The 14,418-nt window shown below is 74.5% G+C and carries 11 protein-coding genes; 1 reads left to right on the top strand and 10 read right to left on the bottom strand.

Features of this window, described 5'->3' with window-relative positions; genetic code table 11:
* Positions 1–11 precede the first annotated feature (11 nt).
* The 10 genes from Ae717Ps2_RS05480 to Ae717Ps2_RS05435 all read right to left on the bottom strand — a co-directional run bounded on the left by Ae717Ps2_RS05480 (position 12) and on the right by Ae717Ps2_RS05435 (position 12,975).
* Entirely contained in the window at positions 12–1,307 is a 1,296-nt protein-coding gene (locus Ae717Ps2_RS05480; RefSeq protein WP_083696293.1) for a YeeE/YedE family protein, read from the bottom strand.
* Between the two features lie 23 nt (positions 1,308–1,330).
* Positions 1,331–3,337 (bottom strand): hypothetical protein, encoded by a 2,007-nt coding sequence (locus tag Ae717Ps2_RS05475; RefSeq protein WP_075307720.1) that lies wholly within the window; start codon positions 3,335–3,337, stop codon positions 1,331–1,333.
* Positions 3,337–5,169, bottom strand: a complete 1,833-nt coding sequence (locus Ae717Ps2_RS05470; protein ID WP_020625531.1) for a hypothetical protein — start codon at positions 5,167–5,169, stop codon at positions 3,337–3,339. Before Ae717Ps2_RS05470 ends, Ae717Ps2_RS05475 begins: the two co-directional genes overlap by 1 nt.
* The gene (locus Ae717Ps2_RS05465) at positions 5,166–5,516 is read right to left on the bottom strand and encodes a hypothetical protein (protein ID WP_020625532.1); all 351 of its coding nucleotides are present in this window, start codon (positions 5,514–5,516) and stop codon (positions 5,166–5,168) included. Before Ae717Ps2_RS05465 ends, Ae717Ps2_RS05470 begins: the two co-directional genes overlap by 4 nt.
* A 773-nt stretch (positions 5,517–6,289) precedes the next feature.
* A complete protein-coding gene (couO, locus tag Ae717Ps2_RS05460; protein WP_170917040.1) occupies positions 6,290–7,162 on the bottom strand; it encodes a 4-hydroxyphenyl-beta-ketoacyl-CoA hydrolase in 873 nt (290 codons plus the stop codon).
* Positions 7,163–7,176: 14 nt separating this feature from the next.
* Positions 7,177–8,202 (bottom strand): 3-hydroxyacyl-CoA dehydrogenase NAD-binding domain-containing protein, encoded by a 1,026-nt coding sequence (locus Ae717Ps2_RS05455; RefSeq protein WP_233147460.1) that lies wholly within the window; start codon positions 8,200–8,202, stop codon positions 7,177–7,179.
* Complete coding sequence (locus Ae717Ps2_RS05450; protein WP_075333098.1) at positions 8,199–10,145, bottom strand: acetoacetate--CoA ligase; 1,947 nt, start codon at positions 10,143–10,145, stop codon at positions 8,199–8,201. The genes Ae717Ps2_RS05455 and Ae717Ps2_RS05450 overlap by 4 nt, the downstream gene beginning before the upstream one ends.
* The gene (locus Ae717Ps2_RS05445; protein ID WP_020625536.1) at positions 10,142–10,915 is read right to left on the bottom strand and encodes a crotonase/enoyl-CoA hydratase family protein; all 774 of its coding nucleotides are present in this window, start codon (positions 10,913–10,915) and stop codon (positions 10,142–10,144) included. Before Ae717Ps2_RS05445 ends, Ae717Ps2_RS05450 begins: the two co-directional genes overlap by 4 nt.
* Entirely contained in the window at positions 10,915–12,438 is a 1,524-nt protein-coding gene (locus Ae717Ps2_RS05440) for a long-chain fatty acid--CoA ligase (protein WP_075307726.1), read from the bottom strand. Before Ae717Ps2_RS05440 ends, Ae717Ps2_RS05445 begins: the two co-directional genes overlap by 1 nt.
* Positions 12,439–12,495: 57 nt before the next feature.
* Entirely contained in the window at positions 12,496–12,975 is a 480-nt protein-coding gene (locus Ae717Ps2_RS05435; RefSeq protein ID WP_233147459.1) for a MarR family winged helix-turn-helix transcriptional regulator, read from the bottom strand.
* Between the two features lie 85 nt (positions 12,976–13,060).
* On the opposite strand from Ae717Ps2_RS05435, the gene Ae717Ps2_RS05430 reads away from it, so the two are divergent.
* A complete protein-coding gene (locus tag Ae717Ps2_RS05430) occupies positions 13,061–14,392 on the top strand; it encodes an MFS transporter (protein ID WP_075307728.1) in 1,332 nt (443 codons plus the stop codon).
* The last annotated feature ends 26 nt before the right edge of the window (positions 14,393–14,418 follow it).

Below are 14,418 nucleotides of genomic sequence, written 5' to 3'. Positions count from 1 at the left end.
GTCCGGCCTGCTCAGCAGAGCGAGTCGACCGGCTTGGGGTTGGTCAGGCCGAACAGCGGCCGAAGCCGCAGCCCGACCCAGGTGCCGCCGAGTGCGACGACGGCCCAGATCCAGCCGTGCAGGCTGAACGAGGCGATGCCGGAGAAGTAGGCACCGATGTTGCAGCCGCCCGCGAGGCGCGCGCCGTAGCCCATCGCGATGCCGCCGAGGACGGCGCCGAGGCCGAGCTTCCAGGGGATGCGCTTGTGCAGCACGAACGCGCCGCCCACCGCGGAGGCCACCAGCGCGCCGATCATGATGCCGACGTCGAGGTTGGAGATGCGGTCGGCGAGCACCGGCGCGGCCAGCGACCGGGCGTTCGCCGGGACCTGCCAGTAGGCCAGCCCCGCCATGTCGAACCCGACCGCCTGCAGGACCTTCGAGCCCCACAGCGCGAACGCCGAGGTCACACCCCACGGGGCGGCGGAGACGAACAGGACGGCCGCGTTGAGCACCGCGAGCACGAGCGCGCCGACCCACATCGGCCACGAGCCGCGCAGCACGCGTGCCGCACCGCGGGCCGACGGCGGCCGCTCGACCGGGGGCGGGGTGCGGCGCCGGGCGACGACCCAGGTCACCACGGTGATCCCCGCCGTGACCAGCAGCGTCACCGCGACCGCACCCGGGTAGCCGAGCAGCTGGGCCAGGTTGATGCTCGGACCCTGCGGGACGGTCTGCGTCCAGAAGGTGTGGGTGAACACCGCGAACATCGACCCGACGATGAACCCGAACAACGTCAGCACGATCGCGGACTGCCCGCTGCCGACGGCGAACAGCGTCCCCGACGCGCACGACCCGCCGACCTGCATGCCGACGCCGAACAGGAAGGCGCCGACGACGAGCCCGATGCCGATCGGGTTGGTGAAGCCCCGCGGGTCCCCGGCGAGCGCGAACCCGGACGAGAGGATCACCGCGAACAGCACCGACGCCGTCGCCAGCATGAGCATGTGCGCGCGGATCGCGGCGCCCTGCCCGACGGCGACGAGCTGCCGCCAGCCGGAGGTGAAGCCGAACCGGGAGTGGAACAGCGTGAAGCCCAGGGCCAGGCCGAGCGCGGCGGTGCCCACCATCGTCGCTGGGGCGACGGCGCCCACCCCGACGAGGAACAGCACCGCCAGGACCAGGCCGACCGCGACCACCGGCCACTGCGGCGGGGCGGCCTCGCGGTCCTGCGGGCCGTAGGCGGTGCGCCCGGAGGCGGGCAGCTCGCGCAGGGCACGGACCAGGGAGCCCGGCGACCGGCCGGGCGGATCCTTCGTGATCGACACGGGAGTCTCCTCGTGGGTGGCGGTCAGGGGGTCGGGCCGGCGGGGGTGCCGGGACCGGTGTCGAGTGCGGAGCCGATCCGGACGACCGCGCCGCCCGGGAACCACGCCGCCTCGTTGGGCGACCCGTGGTGGCCGCCGTCGGTGTCGGCGGTCATGGGCACGTCGACCGGTGCGGCGGCGTACAGCGACGGCACCGGGTCGGCGTAGGTCTCGCCGGACGTGGCGGCCCAGGCGCGCAGCCCGGACAGCGACGGCGCCGAGCCCGGGGCGACGGCGGCCAGCAGCCGCACGTAGCGCTGCGGGGCCGGCTCCTGCGGACCGAAGTCCAGCGGGAGCAGGGTGCCCGGGCTCTGGCCGAGCACGCCGCCGGTCAGCAGCCAGGGTGCCAGGTAGGTCCCGCCGAGCGCGGTGGGTGTGGTGAGCGCCGCGCGGGCGGTGTCGCGCACCGTGGTGGCGGCGAGCTGCCAGCCCGACACGACCAGCAGCGCGTCCTGGGGGCCCGCGGACGGGCGGACGGGCAGTCCGGCGGCCGCGGCCTCGGCCCGCACGACGTCGGCGGCGGCCCGCGAGCGCGGCGACGCGTCGCCGGCGATCGCGAGGCCCGGCGCGCCCTGGCCCCCGAGCGCACGCACGATGCCACGCAGGGCACCGGCGTCGGCGGGGTCGAGCGCCTCGGACGGGCAGTTCCCGACGGTGGCGTCGCCACCGGCGACGATCCGCCCGACCGTGGCCGACAGGCACTCCGGGGCGTCGGGCCCGGTCGCGCCGGCCGGGGCGGTGCGCTCGGTGCCGACGTCGACCGGCACCGAGCGGGTCAGGCCACCCGCGGTGAGGGTGATCGACGAGGCCCCCGCGGGCAGGTCGACGAGGGCCCAGCCGCCGCGGACCTCGGTACGGGCGGTGAACGGGACGACCCGGTCCCCCACCCGCACCGCGTACCCGGCGGGGGCGCCCGGGTCACCACCGTGCCCGGCTGGCATCCGTGCGTCCGGGCCGGTCACCTCGACCCCGCCGCCGGTGAGCTGCACCAGGTTGGGTCCGGGGCGCATCGGGGACACCGCCAGGGTCAGCGGGCCCGCGCCGAGGTCGACCGAGCGCAGCAGCGCCTGGCCGGGGGTGGCCCCCGGGGCCGGGGCGGGCAGTGCGGCCGGCAGCGTCGCCGCACCGACCGCGGCGAGGGCGGCCAGCACGACCGGGGTGCGGAGACGGTCGCGCAGCTCGGCGGCCCGCACCGCGTCGGAGCGGGTCCCGGCCGTCGCACGGCGGGTCACCCACGCCTGCACGGCGAGCAGGGCCACGACCGCGGCCGGGGCCAGCACGGTGACCAGCACCGCCCGGCCGTAGCCGGTGCCGTGCAGGTCGGTGAGCGAGAACGGTCCGGCGAGGGCGACCCGGACCGCGGCGAGCACCACCCCGACCGTCCCCGCCCCGATGCCGACGATCCGCACCCGGGCGGCCCGCGGCGCCGGGTCGGTCGCGGTGGCCAGGTGCAGCGCGGCACCGGCGGCCAGGGCACCCGCGACCGCGTACCCGGCGTCGAGGACGAACCACGGCGCCGACGGGGTCCCGGCCAGCTGGATCGCCAGCAGACCGGTCACCACCAGCGCGGGGGCGACGGCGAGCACCGGCCGCGGGCCGGCGAGCAGCGCGGGCACCGCCACCGTCGCCAGCAGGAGCAGCAGGGTCCAGCCGGAGATCCCGGCGCCGGACCGGGTCACCGCGGCAACCGCGGCGGAGACGGCGACGAGCGCCGCGACTCCCGCGACGACCCGCTCGGCGCGTCCGGGGGCGTCGGCGAGGACACGCACCAGGCCGGACCCGGCCACCACGGCGAGCGCGGTGAGCAGGACCAGGCGCAGGGCCGTGTCCACGAACGGCACACCGTCGGAGGGTCCTGCGGCGAGGACCGCCGGGGCGGCCCCCGCCACTGCACGGAGCAGGGCGGGGGCGTCCCCGGCCGGGCCGGCGGGCAGGAGCCCGCCGGCCGGCACGAGTGTCGCGAACGACGTCGAGAACGACACGGACGTCATCAGTCCTTGATGTCCTCGTCCGCGGCGACGAACAGCATCGAGTGCGGCTTGGCATTGCCGAACGCACCGTGCGGCCAGTTCTCGCGGTTGAAGTTGACGCAGGTCTCACCGGTGTCCTCGTCCTTGAACGACTCGTCCAGGGACAGCGAGCCGTCCGGGGCGATGTCGGTCATGCAGAGGCGGTGGTCGCCGTCCAGCCCGGTGCGGGCCACGAAGTAGTTCGCGGTCGCGAGGCGCTTGGGCTGGTCGGTGTGGTGGTAGTAGCCGTCGTCACCGAGCTCCAGGTTGTCCAGCGCGCCCCAGTGCGGGCCGGCGCCGGTCTGGTCGGAGTTGATGCCGACGGTGCCCTTGATGGTCGGGCAGTCGGCCTCGGCGCCACCGGCGGTGGTCTCCTCGATCGTGTCGATCGAGCAGCTCGGGTTCGGTCCCGAGGCCAGCAGCTTCTCGATGTCGAGCGCGATGACGCCGCCAGCGGTGCCCTTGTCGTCCGGGCCCAGCGTGCCGGCCTTGCGGCCGATCGTGGCGTGGTAGAGCGTCTTGTCGTCGGCGCTGGTCTGGATCCAGCCACCGTTCGCGCTCGGGCCACCGTTCTCGCCCCCGACGCCCAGGTGCGGCGCGGCGGTCCCCAGGTCGAAGACCTCCTTCCACTCCGGGTTGTCGGCGGTGATGTCGGGCGTGTAGAAGATCGCGCCGCCCTGCATCGTCTGGGCGAAGGCGCCCTTGTGCTCCGGCCGGTTGGTGACCGTGGTCTCCATGACGGCGCGGTTCTCGTTGCGCAGCGGGTCGACACCGTTGCTGCGCGGGCCGGTCGGCAGGTACTGCACCGACTTGACCTTCGGCTTGTTCAGGTCGGAGATGTCCCAGGTGCGCACCGTGGGCCGCCGCAGGTACGGCGACGGGTTCTTCACCGGGTCGAGGATGATCGTCCGCGGCTCGGCGTAGTCACTGGTGATCATGGTGTTCAGGTCCTCGCGGACCTGGATCCCGTGCGGGTTCGCGCAGGTGGGGTTGCCCAGGGCCGGCATGTTGAGGCACTGGGTCGGGTCCTCGGGCGTCTCCGTCGCGGCCGGGGCCTCGACGAGGTTGCGGCCCTCCTGGTCGAACCGGATGACCGAGCCCGGGGCGCCCGCGAAGCCGTTGCCGGTGCGGACCTCGCCGTTGGTGTAGCGGCACGGACCCGGGGCGACGGGGCCGCCCATGTAGGTGCCGTACGCGGTGCCGTCCTTGAGGACCCAGTAGGCGTCCGGGACCGACCCGCACAGCGTCTGCGACGGCAGCGAGATGCCCGAGAGCTTGATCTCCGGCAGCGCGGCGACGTCGAAGACGTAGGTCGCCGCGGTGAACAGGCCGCCCGCGTAGATCTTGTCGCCCTTGCGCCACGAGTACTGCATGTGGTGCGGCTCGTTCTCCACGAGCGGGCCGACGGTCGCGGTGTTGACGACCTTGCCGTAGTCCGGGGTGCCCTTGGTGACGTCGACGACGGCCAGGAAGTCCGGACCCGGCAGGGCGTCACGGACCTTGTCGACCGGGTCGAGCAGCGACCCGGGCAGGTTGCGCACGTCCGCCACGGCGGTGTCGGCGATGTTCTCGTCGCCGGCCCAGACCAGGGCGTACTCCTTCTTGGGCCCGTCGGCGGACTGCTGACGGGCCTCCGGCGTGAGGTTGTTCTCGACCCAGTAGTTCTTGCCGTCGGCGCCGGTGACCTCGGACTTGACCTTGTCGATCGTTCCCTGGGCCGACGCGGGGATCGCGACGACCCCGGCGACGACGGCGGCGCTCGCGAGGGCGATCAGCCCCCGCCGCGCCCAGCGGGACTGCGGGAGCAGGCTCATTCGCCGGCCCCGCCGCTCAGGAACGTCGGGGTGATCTGCTTCGGCGCCTTCGACACGACGTCGACCAGCCCGGCGACGGGGACGCCCGCGGGGGCGAAGTCGCGCAGCTGCTGGATCGGCTGGTCGGAGTCGAACGCCTCGTAGGACGACTCGACCGGGGGTGCCGTCGGCGCCGGGTCGGGCTGGTCGTCATTGGGGGCGCTGAGGATCGGACCGAGGTCGGGGACCAGGTCCGGGGTGGCCGCCTGGGCCGCGCCGGAGAGGCCGATCAGGGCGGTGCCGGCGAGTGCGGCGCCACCGGCGATCAGCCGGATCCGGGAGGCGGACCGTGCGCGGTGCTGAGGCACGACGTGTCTCCTTCTTTCGTGACGGGGAGCGGTTCGGGGCCGATGTGGACGTCCGTCGAGCGGCGGACCGCGGCACCGTCCGGTATGGATGGTGTCGCGGGGCGCGGGCAGGCGCGGACGTGCGGTGGGCGTCGGACTCCGACCTCCCGGGCCGCCGGACGGCGGGGCGGGAGGGTCCGCGCGGGGGCGCGGTGGTCGACCGGGAAAGCGGGGTACTGGGGCGGTCCCGTGGCTACCGCGGCCGCGGTCCCCGTGGCGGGGACGGCGAGCGGCGGAGCGCGGGCGCGCCCCGGGAGCCGGGCGCGGTCAGGCGCCGGAACAGAGCGCGCTCGCCTGGCGGCGCAGGTCGACGTGACGCCGAACCGCGAACCGGGAGACGAGGTGCATGCGGACCAGTAAACAGACCCGTTCGGAGTAACCCCACACCGGATCGGTCCACATCGTGAGATCGGGCCCGCAGCGCCCCCGAAACGGGCGCGGGGGGTGACCTGGACTACTCCGGACGGACCGGGACGACCCACTCCAGAGCATCGGAACGCGGCAGAACAGATCACCCGATCGTGTCAACGACGTCGGGAACCGGATCGCTCCACGCCGCTGACCTGCGACGACGTCGCTGTTGATGATCTTTACGGGAAGAAGTCCGGACACCTGGTCGTCCGGTGGGGACTGTGGCGAGCCGGATCCGGCGTCCTGCCGCGGTCCGAGGCGGTGGTCGCGACGGGTGAGGGGTCCGGTGCCGGATACGGCACCGGACCCCTCACCGGGGCCGATCACCCCAGGCCGAGCACCCGCACGGCGTTGTCCTTGAGGATCATCGGCCGGACCTCGGGCTTCATCTCGAGGGTCTCGAAGTCTGCGAGCCACCGGTCCGGGGTGATGACCGGGTAGTCCGAGCCGAACAGCACCTTGCGGCGCAGCATCGTGTTCGCCGCGCGCACCAGCTGCGGCGGGAAGTACTTCGGCGACCATCCCGACAGGTCGATGTACACGTTGGACTTGTGGGTGGCGATCGAGATCGCCTCGTCCTGCCAGGGCACCGACGGGTGGGCGAGCACCACGGTGAGGTCGGGGTGGTCGGCGGCGACGTCGTCGAGCAGCATCGGGTTCGAGTAGCGCAGCTTGATCCCGCGCCCGCCCGGCAGCCCGGCGCCGATCCCGGTCTGTCCGGTGTGGAACAGCGCGGGAACGCCGAGCTCGGCGATGGCGTCGTAGAGCGGGTAGAAGCGCATGTCGTTCGGCTCGAACGCCTGCAGGCTGGGGTGGAATTTGAAGCCGCGGACCCCGTGCTCGGTGACCAGGCAGCGGGCGCGGGCGACGGCGGCCTTGCCGGTGTGCGGGTCCACCGAGCCGAACGGGATCAGGACGTCGGCGTGCGCGGCGGCCGCGGCGGCGATCTCCTCGCTGGACAGCGGCGGGTGCCCGGTGCCCGACGGCGCGTCGACGGTGAACACGACCGCGGCGATCCGGCGTGCCCGGTAGTGCTCGGCGATCGTGTCGATCGTCGGGGTGCGGTCCTGGTCGGCCCTGAAGTACGCGGCCGACGCGTCGAGCAGCTCCTGGTCCAGCGCCAGGCAGCCGTGGCCGTCCTGCTCGACGTGGACGTGCACGTCGATCGCGACGACGCCGGCGGGGTCGATGGGCATGCGGGGAACCTCCGTCAGGGGAGCTCGGTACGGGACTTGACCTCGAGCAGCGCGGCGAGGACGGCGTCGCGGCGGGCGGCGAGCGCGGGGCCGTCGAGGTCGCCCAGCTCGGCGTGGACGCCGTCGACCAGGGTCGTGGCCAGCTCGGGGGTGAGCGTGACCTGTCCGAGGTCGCGCCACCACCGCTCGGTGGGCGGACCGAGGTGCTCCAGGATGTGCGCGAGCCCGCCGGGGCCGCCGGACAGGTGCTGGTTGGCGAACGGGCCGAGCACCGCCCAGCGCAGGCCGGGCCCGTGGGAGATGGCGGCGTCGACGTCGGCGACGGTGGCGACACCCCGCTCGACCAGCGAGTACGCCTCCTGCCACAGCGCGGCCTGCAGCCGGTTGGCCAGGTGGCCGGGCACCTCGGCCCGCAGCCGGACCGGTCGCTTGCCCAGCGCGGTGTAGAAGGCCGTGGCGATGTCCACGGCGGCCTCCGCGGTCCGCTCGCCAGGCACGACCTCGACCAGCGGGATGACCTGGGGCGGGTGGAACGGGTGCCCGACGAGCACCCGCTCGGGGTGCCGGGCCGCGCCGCGGGCGATCGTCGTCGGCAGCAGGCCCGAGGAGCTGGAGGCGAGCACGACACCGGGTGCGGCGGCCTCGTCGAGCTCGCCGAACAGGGTGTGCTTGAGGTCCTCACGTTCGGGGCCGTTCTCCTGCACGAACCCGGCCGGCCCGGCGGCGGCACCGGCGCTGTCGGCGAACGTCAGGTTGCCGACCGGGAGCGGGCCGTCGTGGCCGGGGAACGGGCCGAGCGCGGCGAGGTCGGCGCGCAGCCGGTCCTCGGCACCCGGGGCGGGGTCGAAGGCACGCACGTGCAGGCCGCGGGACAGGAACAGCGCCGTCCAGCCGACGCCGATCACGCCCGTCCCCACGACGGCGACGGTGCCGATCCCGGCCGCCCCGCCGGTGCCCTCGCCGGTGTCGTCGCCGGTGCCGGTGCCGGTGCCGGTGCCGGTGCCGTCGACGGTCCCGGCGGGGTTCCCGGGCGCGCTCACGCCGGTGTCCCGGAGGCGAGGTGGACGAACGCGTCGAGCGCGGTGGGGTCGGCGAGCACGTCGCGGGAGGCGACGTCGTCGACGGCCGCGCCGAGCAGGATCCGCTTCACGGGGACCTCCAGCTTCTTGCCAGTGCGGTTGCGCGGCACGACCGGCACCGCCTCGACCCGGTCCGGGACGTGGCGCGGGGTGAGCTCGCTGCGCAGCGCGGTGCGGATGCGGGCGACCAGGGCGTCGTCGAGGGAGGTGTCGGCGGCGGGCTGCACGAACAGCAGCAACTCGCCGTTGCCGCCGGCGGGGTCCTCCAGGTGCACGACGAGCGAGTCCTCGACCTCGGGCAGCTCCTCCACGACGCGGTAGAACTCGGCCGTCCCCAACCGGACGCCGCCCCGGTTGAGGGTGGCGTCGGAGCGGCCGGGGACGACCGCGGAGCCGTCGGCGGAGAAGCGGACCCAGTCGCCGTGCCGCCACACCCCGGGCCAGGTGGCGAAGTAGGTGTCGCGGTAGCGGCTGCCGTCGTCGTCGCCCCAGAAGCCGACCGGCATCGACGGCATGGGGGCCCGGATGACCAGCTCGCCGAGCTCGCCGACGACCGGGCGGCCCGCGTCGTCGAACGCGGCGGCGTCGACCCCGAGGCAGGGCCCGGAGATCTCGCCGGAGCGCACCGGCTGGAACGGGCTCCCCTGCACGATGCCGGAGCAGACGTCGGTCCCGCCGCTGCCCACGTTGAGCAGCACGTCCGGCCCGAACTGCTCGGTCACCCAGCGGTAGCCCTCCGGCGGCAGCGGGCTCCCGGCGGCGCCGATCTGGCGGACCGCGGACAGGTCGTGCTCGACGGCCGGGCGCAACCCCGCGGCGCGCGAGGCCATGAGGAACCCGGGGCTCGCGCCCAGCAGCGTCGCGCCGGTCTCGGCGGCCAGGCGCCACTGCCAGCCGAGGTCGGGGTGGGCGGGGTTGCCGTCGATCAGCACGATCGACGCCTGCCGCAGCAGCCCGGAGACCAGCGCGTTCCACATCATCCAGGCGGTCGTGGAGTACCAGAGGATCCGGTCGCCGGGACCGAGGTCCCAGCTCAGGGCGTGGTTCTTGAGGTGCTCCAGGAGGATGCCGCCGTGGCCGTGCACGATCGCCTTGGGCAGCCCGGTGGTGCCGGAGGAGAACAGCACGCACAGCGGGTGGTCGAACGGGACCGGGTCCGCGCCCGGCTCCGGGTCGGCGGCCAGCAGTGCGTCCCAGGTCATGGCGTCGGGCACGGTGTGCGGCCCGTAGGGCACGGCGACGACGTGGCGCACCCCGGGCAGCCCGGCGCGCAGGGCGGCGACCTCGTCGCGGCGGTCGACGTCGCGTCCGGCCCAGCCGTAGCCGCCGACGGTGAGCAGCACGACCGGGTCGACCTGGCCGAACCGGTCGAGGACGCTGCGCGCGCCGAACTCGGGTGCGCAGCTGGTCCAGACCGCGCCGAGCGAGGCCGTCGCGAGGAACGCGACGACCGTCTCGGGCAGGTTCGGCAGGTAGGCGGCGACCCGGTCGCCGCGGCCGACACCGAGCCTGCGCAGCCCGGCCCGGGCGCGGGCGACCTGCTCGCGCAGCTGCGCCCAGGTCAGCTCGACCCGGTCGCGGGTCTGGGAGTACGCGACGACGGCGGTGCGGTCGTCGGGCCCGTCCAGGGCGTGCGCGGCGTAGTTCAGGGTCGCGCCCGGGAACCACTCGGCACCCGGCATCTCCCGGCGCCCGAGCACCGCCCGGGGCGGGGTGTCGAACCGCACCCCGAGGTGGGTCGCGACCGCCGACCAGAACGCCTCGGGCTCGGCCACCGACCAGCGGTGCAGCGCGGCGTAGTCGGGCAGGGCCAGGCCGTGCTCGCGCTCGACCGCGGTGACGAAGCGGCCGATCTGCGTGGTCTCCCGGACGTCGTCGGCGACGGGGCGCAGCAGCTCGCTCACCGGCGCACCTTCCCACCGCGGCCGTCGAGGAAGGCCCGCATCCGCTCCTGGGCCTCGGCACTCGAGGAGGCGACCGCAGCGACCAGCGACTCCATCATGAAGCCGTGGTCCGGGGAGGCCTCGGCGATCCGCGGCAGCGCCTGGAGCACCGCGACGTTGGTGATCGCCGAGTTCCCGGCCACGGTGCGGGCCAGCTCGCAGGCGCGCGCCAGCCCCTCCCCCGGCCCGGCGCGGTAGTGCGACAGGCCCAGCGCGTGCCCCTCGTCGGCATCGAGGACACGGCCGGTCAGCATCATGTCGGTCATCCGGTGCACACCGATGAGCCGCGGCACCCGCACCGACCCGCCGCCGCCGACGAACAGCCCGTGCTGGCCCTCGGGCAGTGCGTAGAACGTGGAGTCCTCGGCGACCCGCAGGTGGGTGGCCGAGGCCAGCTCCAGCCCGCCGCCGACGACGGCGCCCTTGAGCACCGAGACCACCGGCAGCCGTCCCTCGGCGAGCCGGGCGAACGCGCGGTGCCACATCCGGGAGTGCTCCATCGCCGCGACGACGTCGCGGTCGCCGAGCTCGGACAGGTCCAGCCCGGCGCAGAAGTGGTCGCCCTCGGCGTCGAGGACGACGGCGCGCACCCCCTCGGGCGGGCGGGCGAAGAAGTCCTCGATGCCGAGCACGGTCGCGTCGTCGAGGGCGTTGCGCTTGCGCGGCCGGGACAGGCGCAGCACGGCGACCTCGTCGTGCCGCTCCACCGTCAGCGACTCCGGGAGTCCCATCACGACACCTCTTCCCCGGCGGCCGCGGCCGCACGCAGGTCGACGCGCCGGACCTTGCCGGACGCGTTGCGGGGCAGCTCCTCGACGAACCGCACGTACTTCGGGACCTTGTACCGGGCCAGGTGCCCGGCGAGCAGTGCGCGCACGGCGTCGGCGTCGAGGTCGGCGCCGGGGCGCAGCTGCACGTAGGCGGCACCGACCTCGCCCCAGCGCTGGTCGGGGACCCCGACGACGGCGCAGTCGGCGATGTCGGGGTGGGTGACGGCGACGGCCTCGACCTCGGCCGGGTACACGTTCTCGCCGCCGGAGATGATCATGTCCTTGACCCGGTCGACGGCGAACGCCCAGCCGTCGTCGCCGGCCCGGAGCACGTCACCGGTGCGGAACCACTCCCCCCGCCGCGACGCCGCGGTCTCGGCCGGACGGTTCCAGTAGCCCGGGCTGACGTGCGGCCCGCGGACCAGCAGCTCGCCGGGCTCCTCGTCGAGGGGGACGAGCTCGCCGTCGCGCTCGACGGCGACGTCGGTGAAGAAGTGCGGCACCCCGACCGAGGTCGGTGGGTGCGCGGCCGTCCCCTCGCGGGTCGCCATGTGCACCCCGGGCGAGGCCTCGGTCATCCCGTAGCCCTGCTGCAGCGCGACGCCGCGCTCCAGCCAGGCCCGCGCGACCCGCTCCTGCACCGGGGAGCCGCCGTAGACCACCGTGCGCAGCGACGACAGGTCGGTCCGCTCCCACGCCGGGGACTCGCACAGCATCTGCAGCATCGTCGGGACGGCGGCGAAGCTGGTGATCCGTGCCCTGGCGATCCGGTCGAGGACCGCCACCGGGTCGAACCGGGCGACGAGCTCGACGCTGCCGCCCTTGAACAGCGTGGGCAGCGTGACCTGGGAGAGCCCGACGCAGTGGAACAGCGGCGAGATGCACAGCGTGCGCTCGTCGGAGCAGACGTCGACGTGGGCGAGCTGGTTGACCGTGTTCCAGGTCAGGTTGCCGTGGGTCAGCACCGCCGCCTTCGGACGGCCGGTGGTGCCGGAGGTGTAGAGCAGCACGGCCGGGTCGTCGAGACCGGCACCGGCGTCGTCGCGGGCGGGCCCGCGGGCCAGGTCCTCGACGCCGCGGACGACCGGGATCCGTGGGGCGGTCGCGGCGACGAGGTCGTCGGTGCCGGGGTCGTCGGGGTCGGGGCCGTGCACGAGCAGCGTCGCGCCGCAGTCGTCGAGCATGTAGCCGATCTCGGCGGGGGCCAGGCGGAAGTTCAGCGGGACCGCGATCGCGCCGAGCCGCCAGGCGGCGAAGCAGGTCTCCAGGGTGGCGACGGCGTTCACCCCGAGCCAGGCGACCCGGTCCCCCCGACCGACCCCCCGCTCCGCCAGGCCGCCCGCGATCCGGGCGACGCGCTCGGCCAGCTCGGCGTGGTCGACCGCCCGGTGCCCGTCGGACAGGGCCGGGGCGCGCGGGCTGATCCGCGCCCGGCGGGCGGGCCAGGTGCCCAGCCCGAGGCCGGGACCGGTGATCGGGCTCATGGGGCTCCCTCGCTCCTTGATATCAATCAAGTTGATAGCAAGGTCCTTGCCATGAGGTCAAGCGTCGCCGTCCGGCGGGATCGGGTCGCGATCGACCAGGGCGACCAGACACCGTTCGAGGGCGTCGGCGAACACCTCGGCCTGGTCGGGCTCCAGCGCGCCGAGCATCCGGCGCTCGACGACCCCGGCCGCGGAGTGGCAGTCGGCCAGCACCTCGTCCCCGTGGGCGGTGAGCCAGACCTGCAGGACCCGGCGGTTGTCCGGCGCCGCGCGGCGTTCGACGAGCCCGTCGCGCTCCATCCCGGCGACGAGCTGCTGCATCGCCTGCGGGGTCACGAAGTGCCGCCGGGCGAGCTGCGCCGAGGACAGCCCGCCGCGGCGCTCCAGCACGCTGAGCGCGGTGTACTGGGCCAGCGTCACGCCCAGCGGGCGCAGCGCCTCCTCCATCCGAGCGCGCTCGGCCATCTGCAGACGCTTGACCAGGTAGGTCAGCCGCTGCCCGCGCGTTCCCGTCGGTACCGACGCCGCATCCGTCACGTGCGCGATCCTAACGACCATGGCGTCGATCACAAGTTCCTTGCTATAAAGCTGCTTTCCATCTCACGGAAGGCACGGAGCTGCGATGACGCACCCCCGGTTCTCCCCGACCCAGCGCCGACGCGCGGTCCTGTCGAGCTACCTCGGCAGCCTGATCGAGTACTACGACTTCCTGCTGTACGCGACGGCCTCGGCCGTGGTGTTCAACCGGGTCTTCTTCTCCGACCTCGACCCGCTCGTCGGCACCGTCGCCGCGTTCGGGACGCTCGCCACCGGCTACCTGGCCCGCCCGCTCGGCGGGATCGTGTTCGGCCACTTCGGCGACCGCGTCGGGCGCAAGAAGATGCTGGTCATCAGCATGGTGCTGATGGGTGTGGCGAGCACCCTGATCGGGGTGCTGCCCACGTACGCGCAGGTCGGCGCGCTGGCCCCGGTGCTGCTGATCGTGCTGCGGGTCGTGCAGGGCGTCGCGGTCGGCGGGGAGTGGGGCGGCGCGGTCCTGATGTCGGCCGAGCACGCGTCGTCGCGGCGGGGGCTGTGGGCCAGCTTCACCAACGCCGGTGCGCCGAGCGGCATGGTGCTCTCGACGCTGGTGCTGGCGCTGTCGGCGTCGCTGACCGGGGACGCGTTCCTCACCTGGGGCTGGCGGATCCCGTTCCTGCTGAGCGTGGTGCTGCTGGGCATCGGGCTGTTCGTGCGGCTGTCGGTCACCGAGACCCCGGTGTTCGCCGCGTCCGCCGCAAACCGGCCGACGACGCCTCGCCGGGCGCCGCTGCTGGAGGTGCTGTCCCGTCCGCGCAACCTGCTGCTCGCCGTCGGCGTGGGGTTCGGGGCCTTCGTCGCGCAGGGGACGCTGACCACCTTCCTCATCGCCTACGCCGTGCGCGCCGGGTTCGAGCGTCAGACCGTGCTCAACGCGCTCACCCTGTCCTCGGTGGTCGCGATCGTCGGCATCATCGGGTTCTCCGCACTGTCGGACCGGGTCGGACGCCGACCGGTCGTCCTGGGTGGGGCGGTCGCGACCGGGCTGTGGTGCGTCGCGATCTTCCCCATGATCGACACCGGCTCGGCGGTGCTGCTCACCCTGGCCGTGGTGGTCGGTCAGGGCGTCACGCACGCGGCCTGGTTCGGGCCCTCCGCGGCCCTGTACTCGGAGATGTTCTCCACCGGCTCGCGCTACACCGGGGCATCGCTGGGCTACCAGATCTCCGGGATGGGCGCGGGGCTGTCGCCGGTGCTGTTCGCGTCGCTGCAGGCCGCCGGCTTCGGCACCGGGGTGCTGTCGGCGGTGATCGGGCTGCTCGCGCTGGTCTCGGTCGGGTCGGTGCTCGCGCTGCGCGAGACCGCCCGCGACGGTCTGACGGGCCCGGACGTCCCCGCACCCGCGGGGACCACCGAGGGCGCCGCCACCCGCTGACCGCCGGCCCGCGCCGGTGTCCGCCC

The organism is Pseudonocardia sp. Ae717_Ps2, from assembly GCF_001932475.1.
Taxonomy (GTDB): domain Bacteria; phylum Actinomycetota; class Actinomycetes; order Mycobacteriales; family Pseudonocardiaceae; genus Pseudonocardia.
This window is presented reverse-complemented; position numbering and strand designations above follow the sequence as displayed.

Excerpts from the sequence above, each read along its gene's own strand:
- Ae717Ps2_RS05430 (WP_075307728.1), top strand. The coding sequence starts at position 13,061 with ATGACGCACCCCCGGTTCTCCCCGACCCAGCGCCGACGCGCGGTCCTG.
- couO (WP_170917040.1), bottom strand. The coding sequence starts at position 7,162 with ATGCCCATCGACCCCGCCGGCGTCGTCGCGATCGACGTGCACGTCCAC.
- Ae717Ps2_RS05475 (WP_075307720.1), bottom strand. The coding sequence starts at position 3,337 with ATGACGTCCGTGTCGTTCTCGACGTCGTTCGCGACACTCGTGCCGGCC.
- Ae717Ps2_RS05470 (WP_020625531.1), bottom strand. The coding sequence starts at position 5,169 with ATGAGCCTGCTCCCGCAGTCCCGCTGGGCGCGGCGGGGGCTGATCGCC.
- Ae717Ps2_RS05445 (WP_020625536.1), bottom strand. The coding sequence starts at position 10,915 with ATGGGACTCCCGGAGTCGCTGACGGTGGAGCGGCACGACGAGGTCGCC.
- Ae717Ps2_RS05440 (WP_075307726.1), bottom strand. The coding sequence starts at position 12,438 with ATGAGCCCGATCACCGGTCCCGGCCTCGGGCTGGGCACCTGGCCCGCC.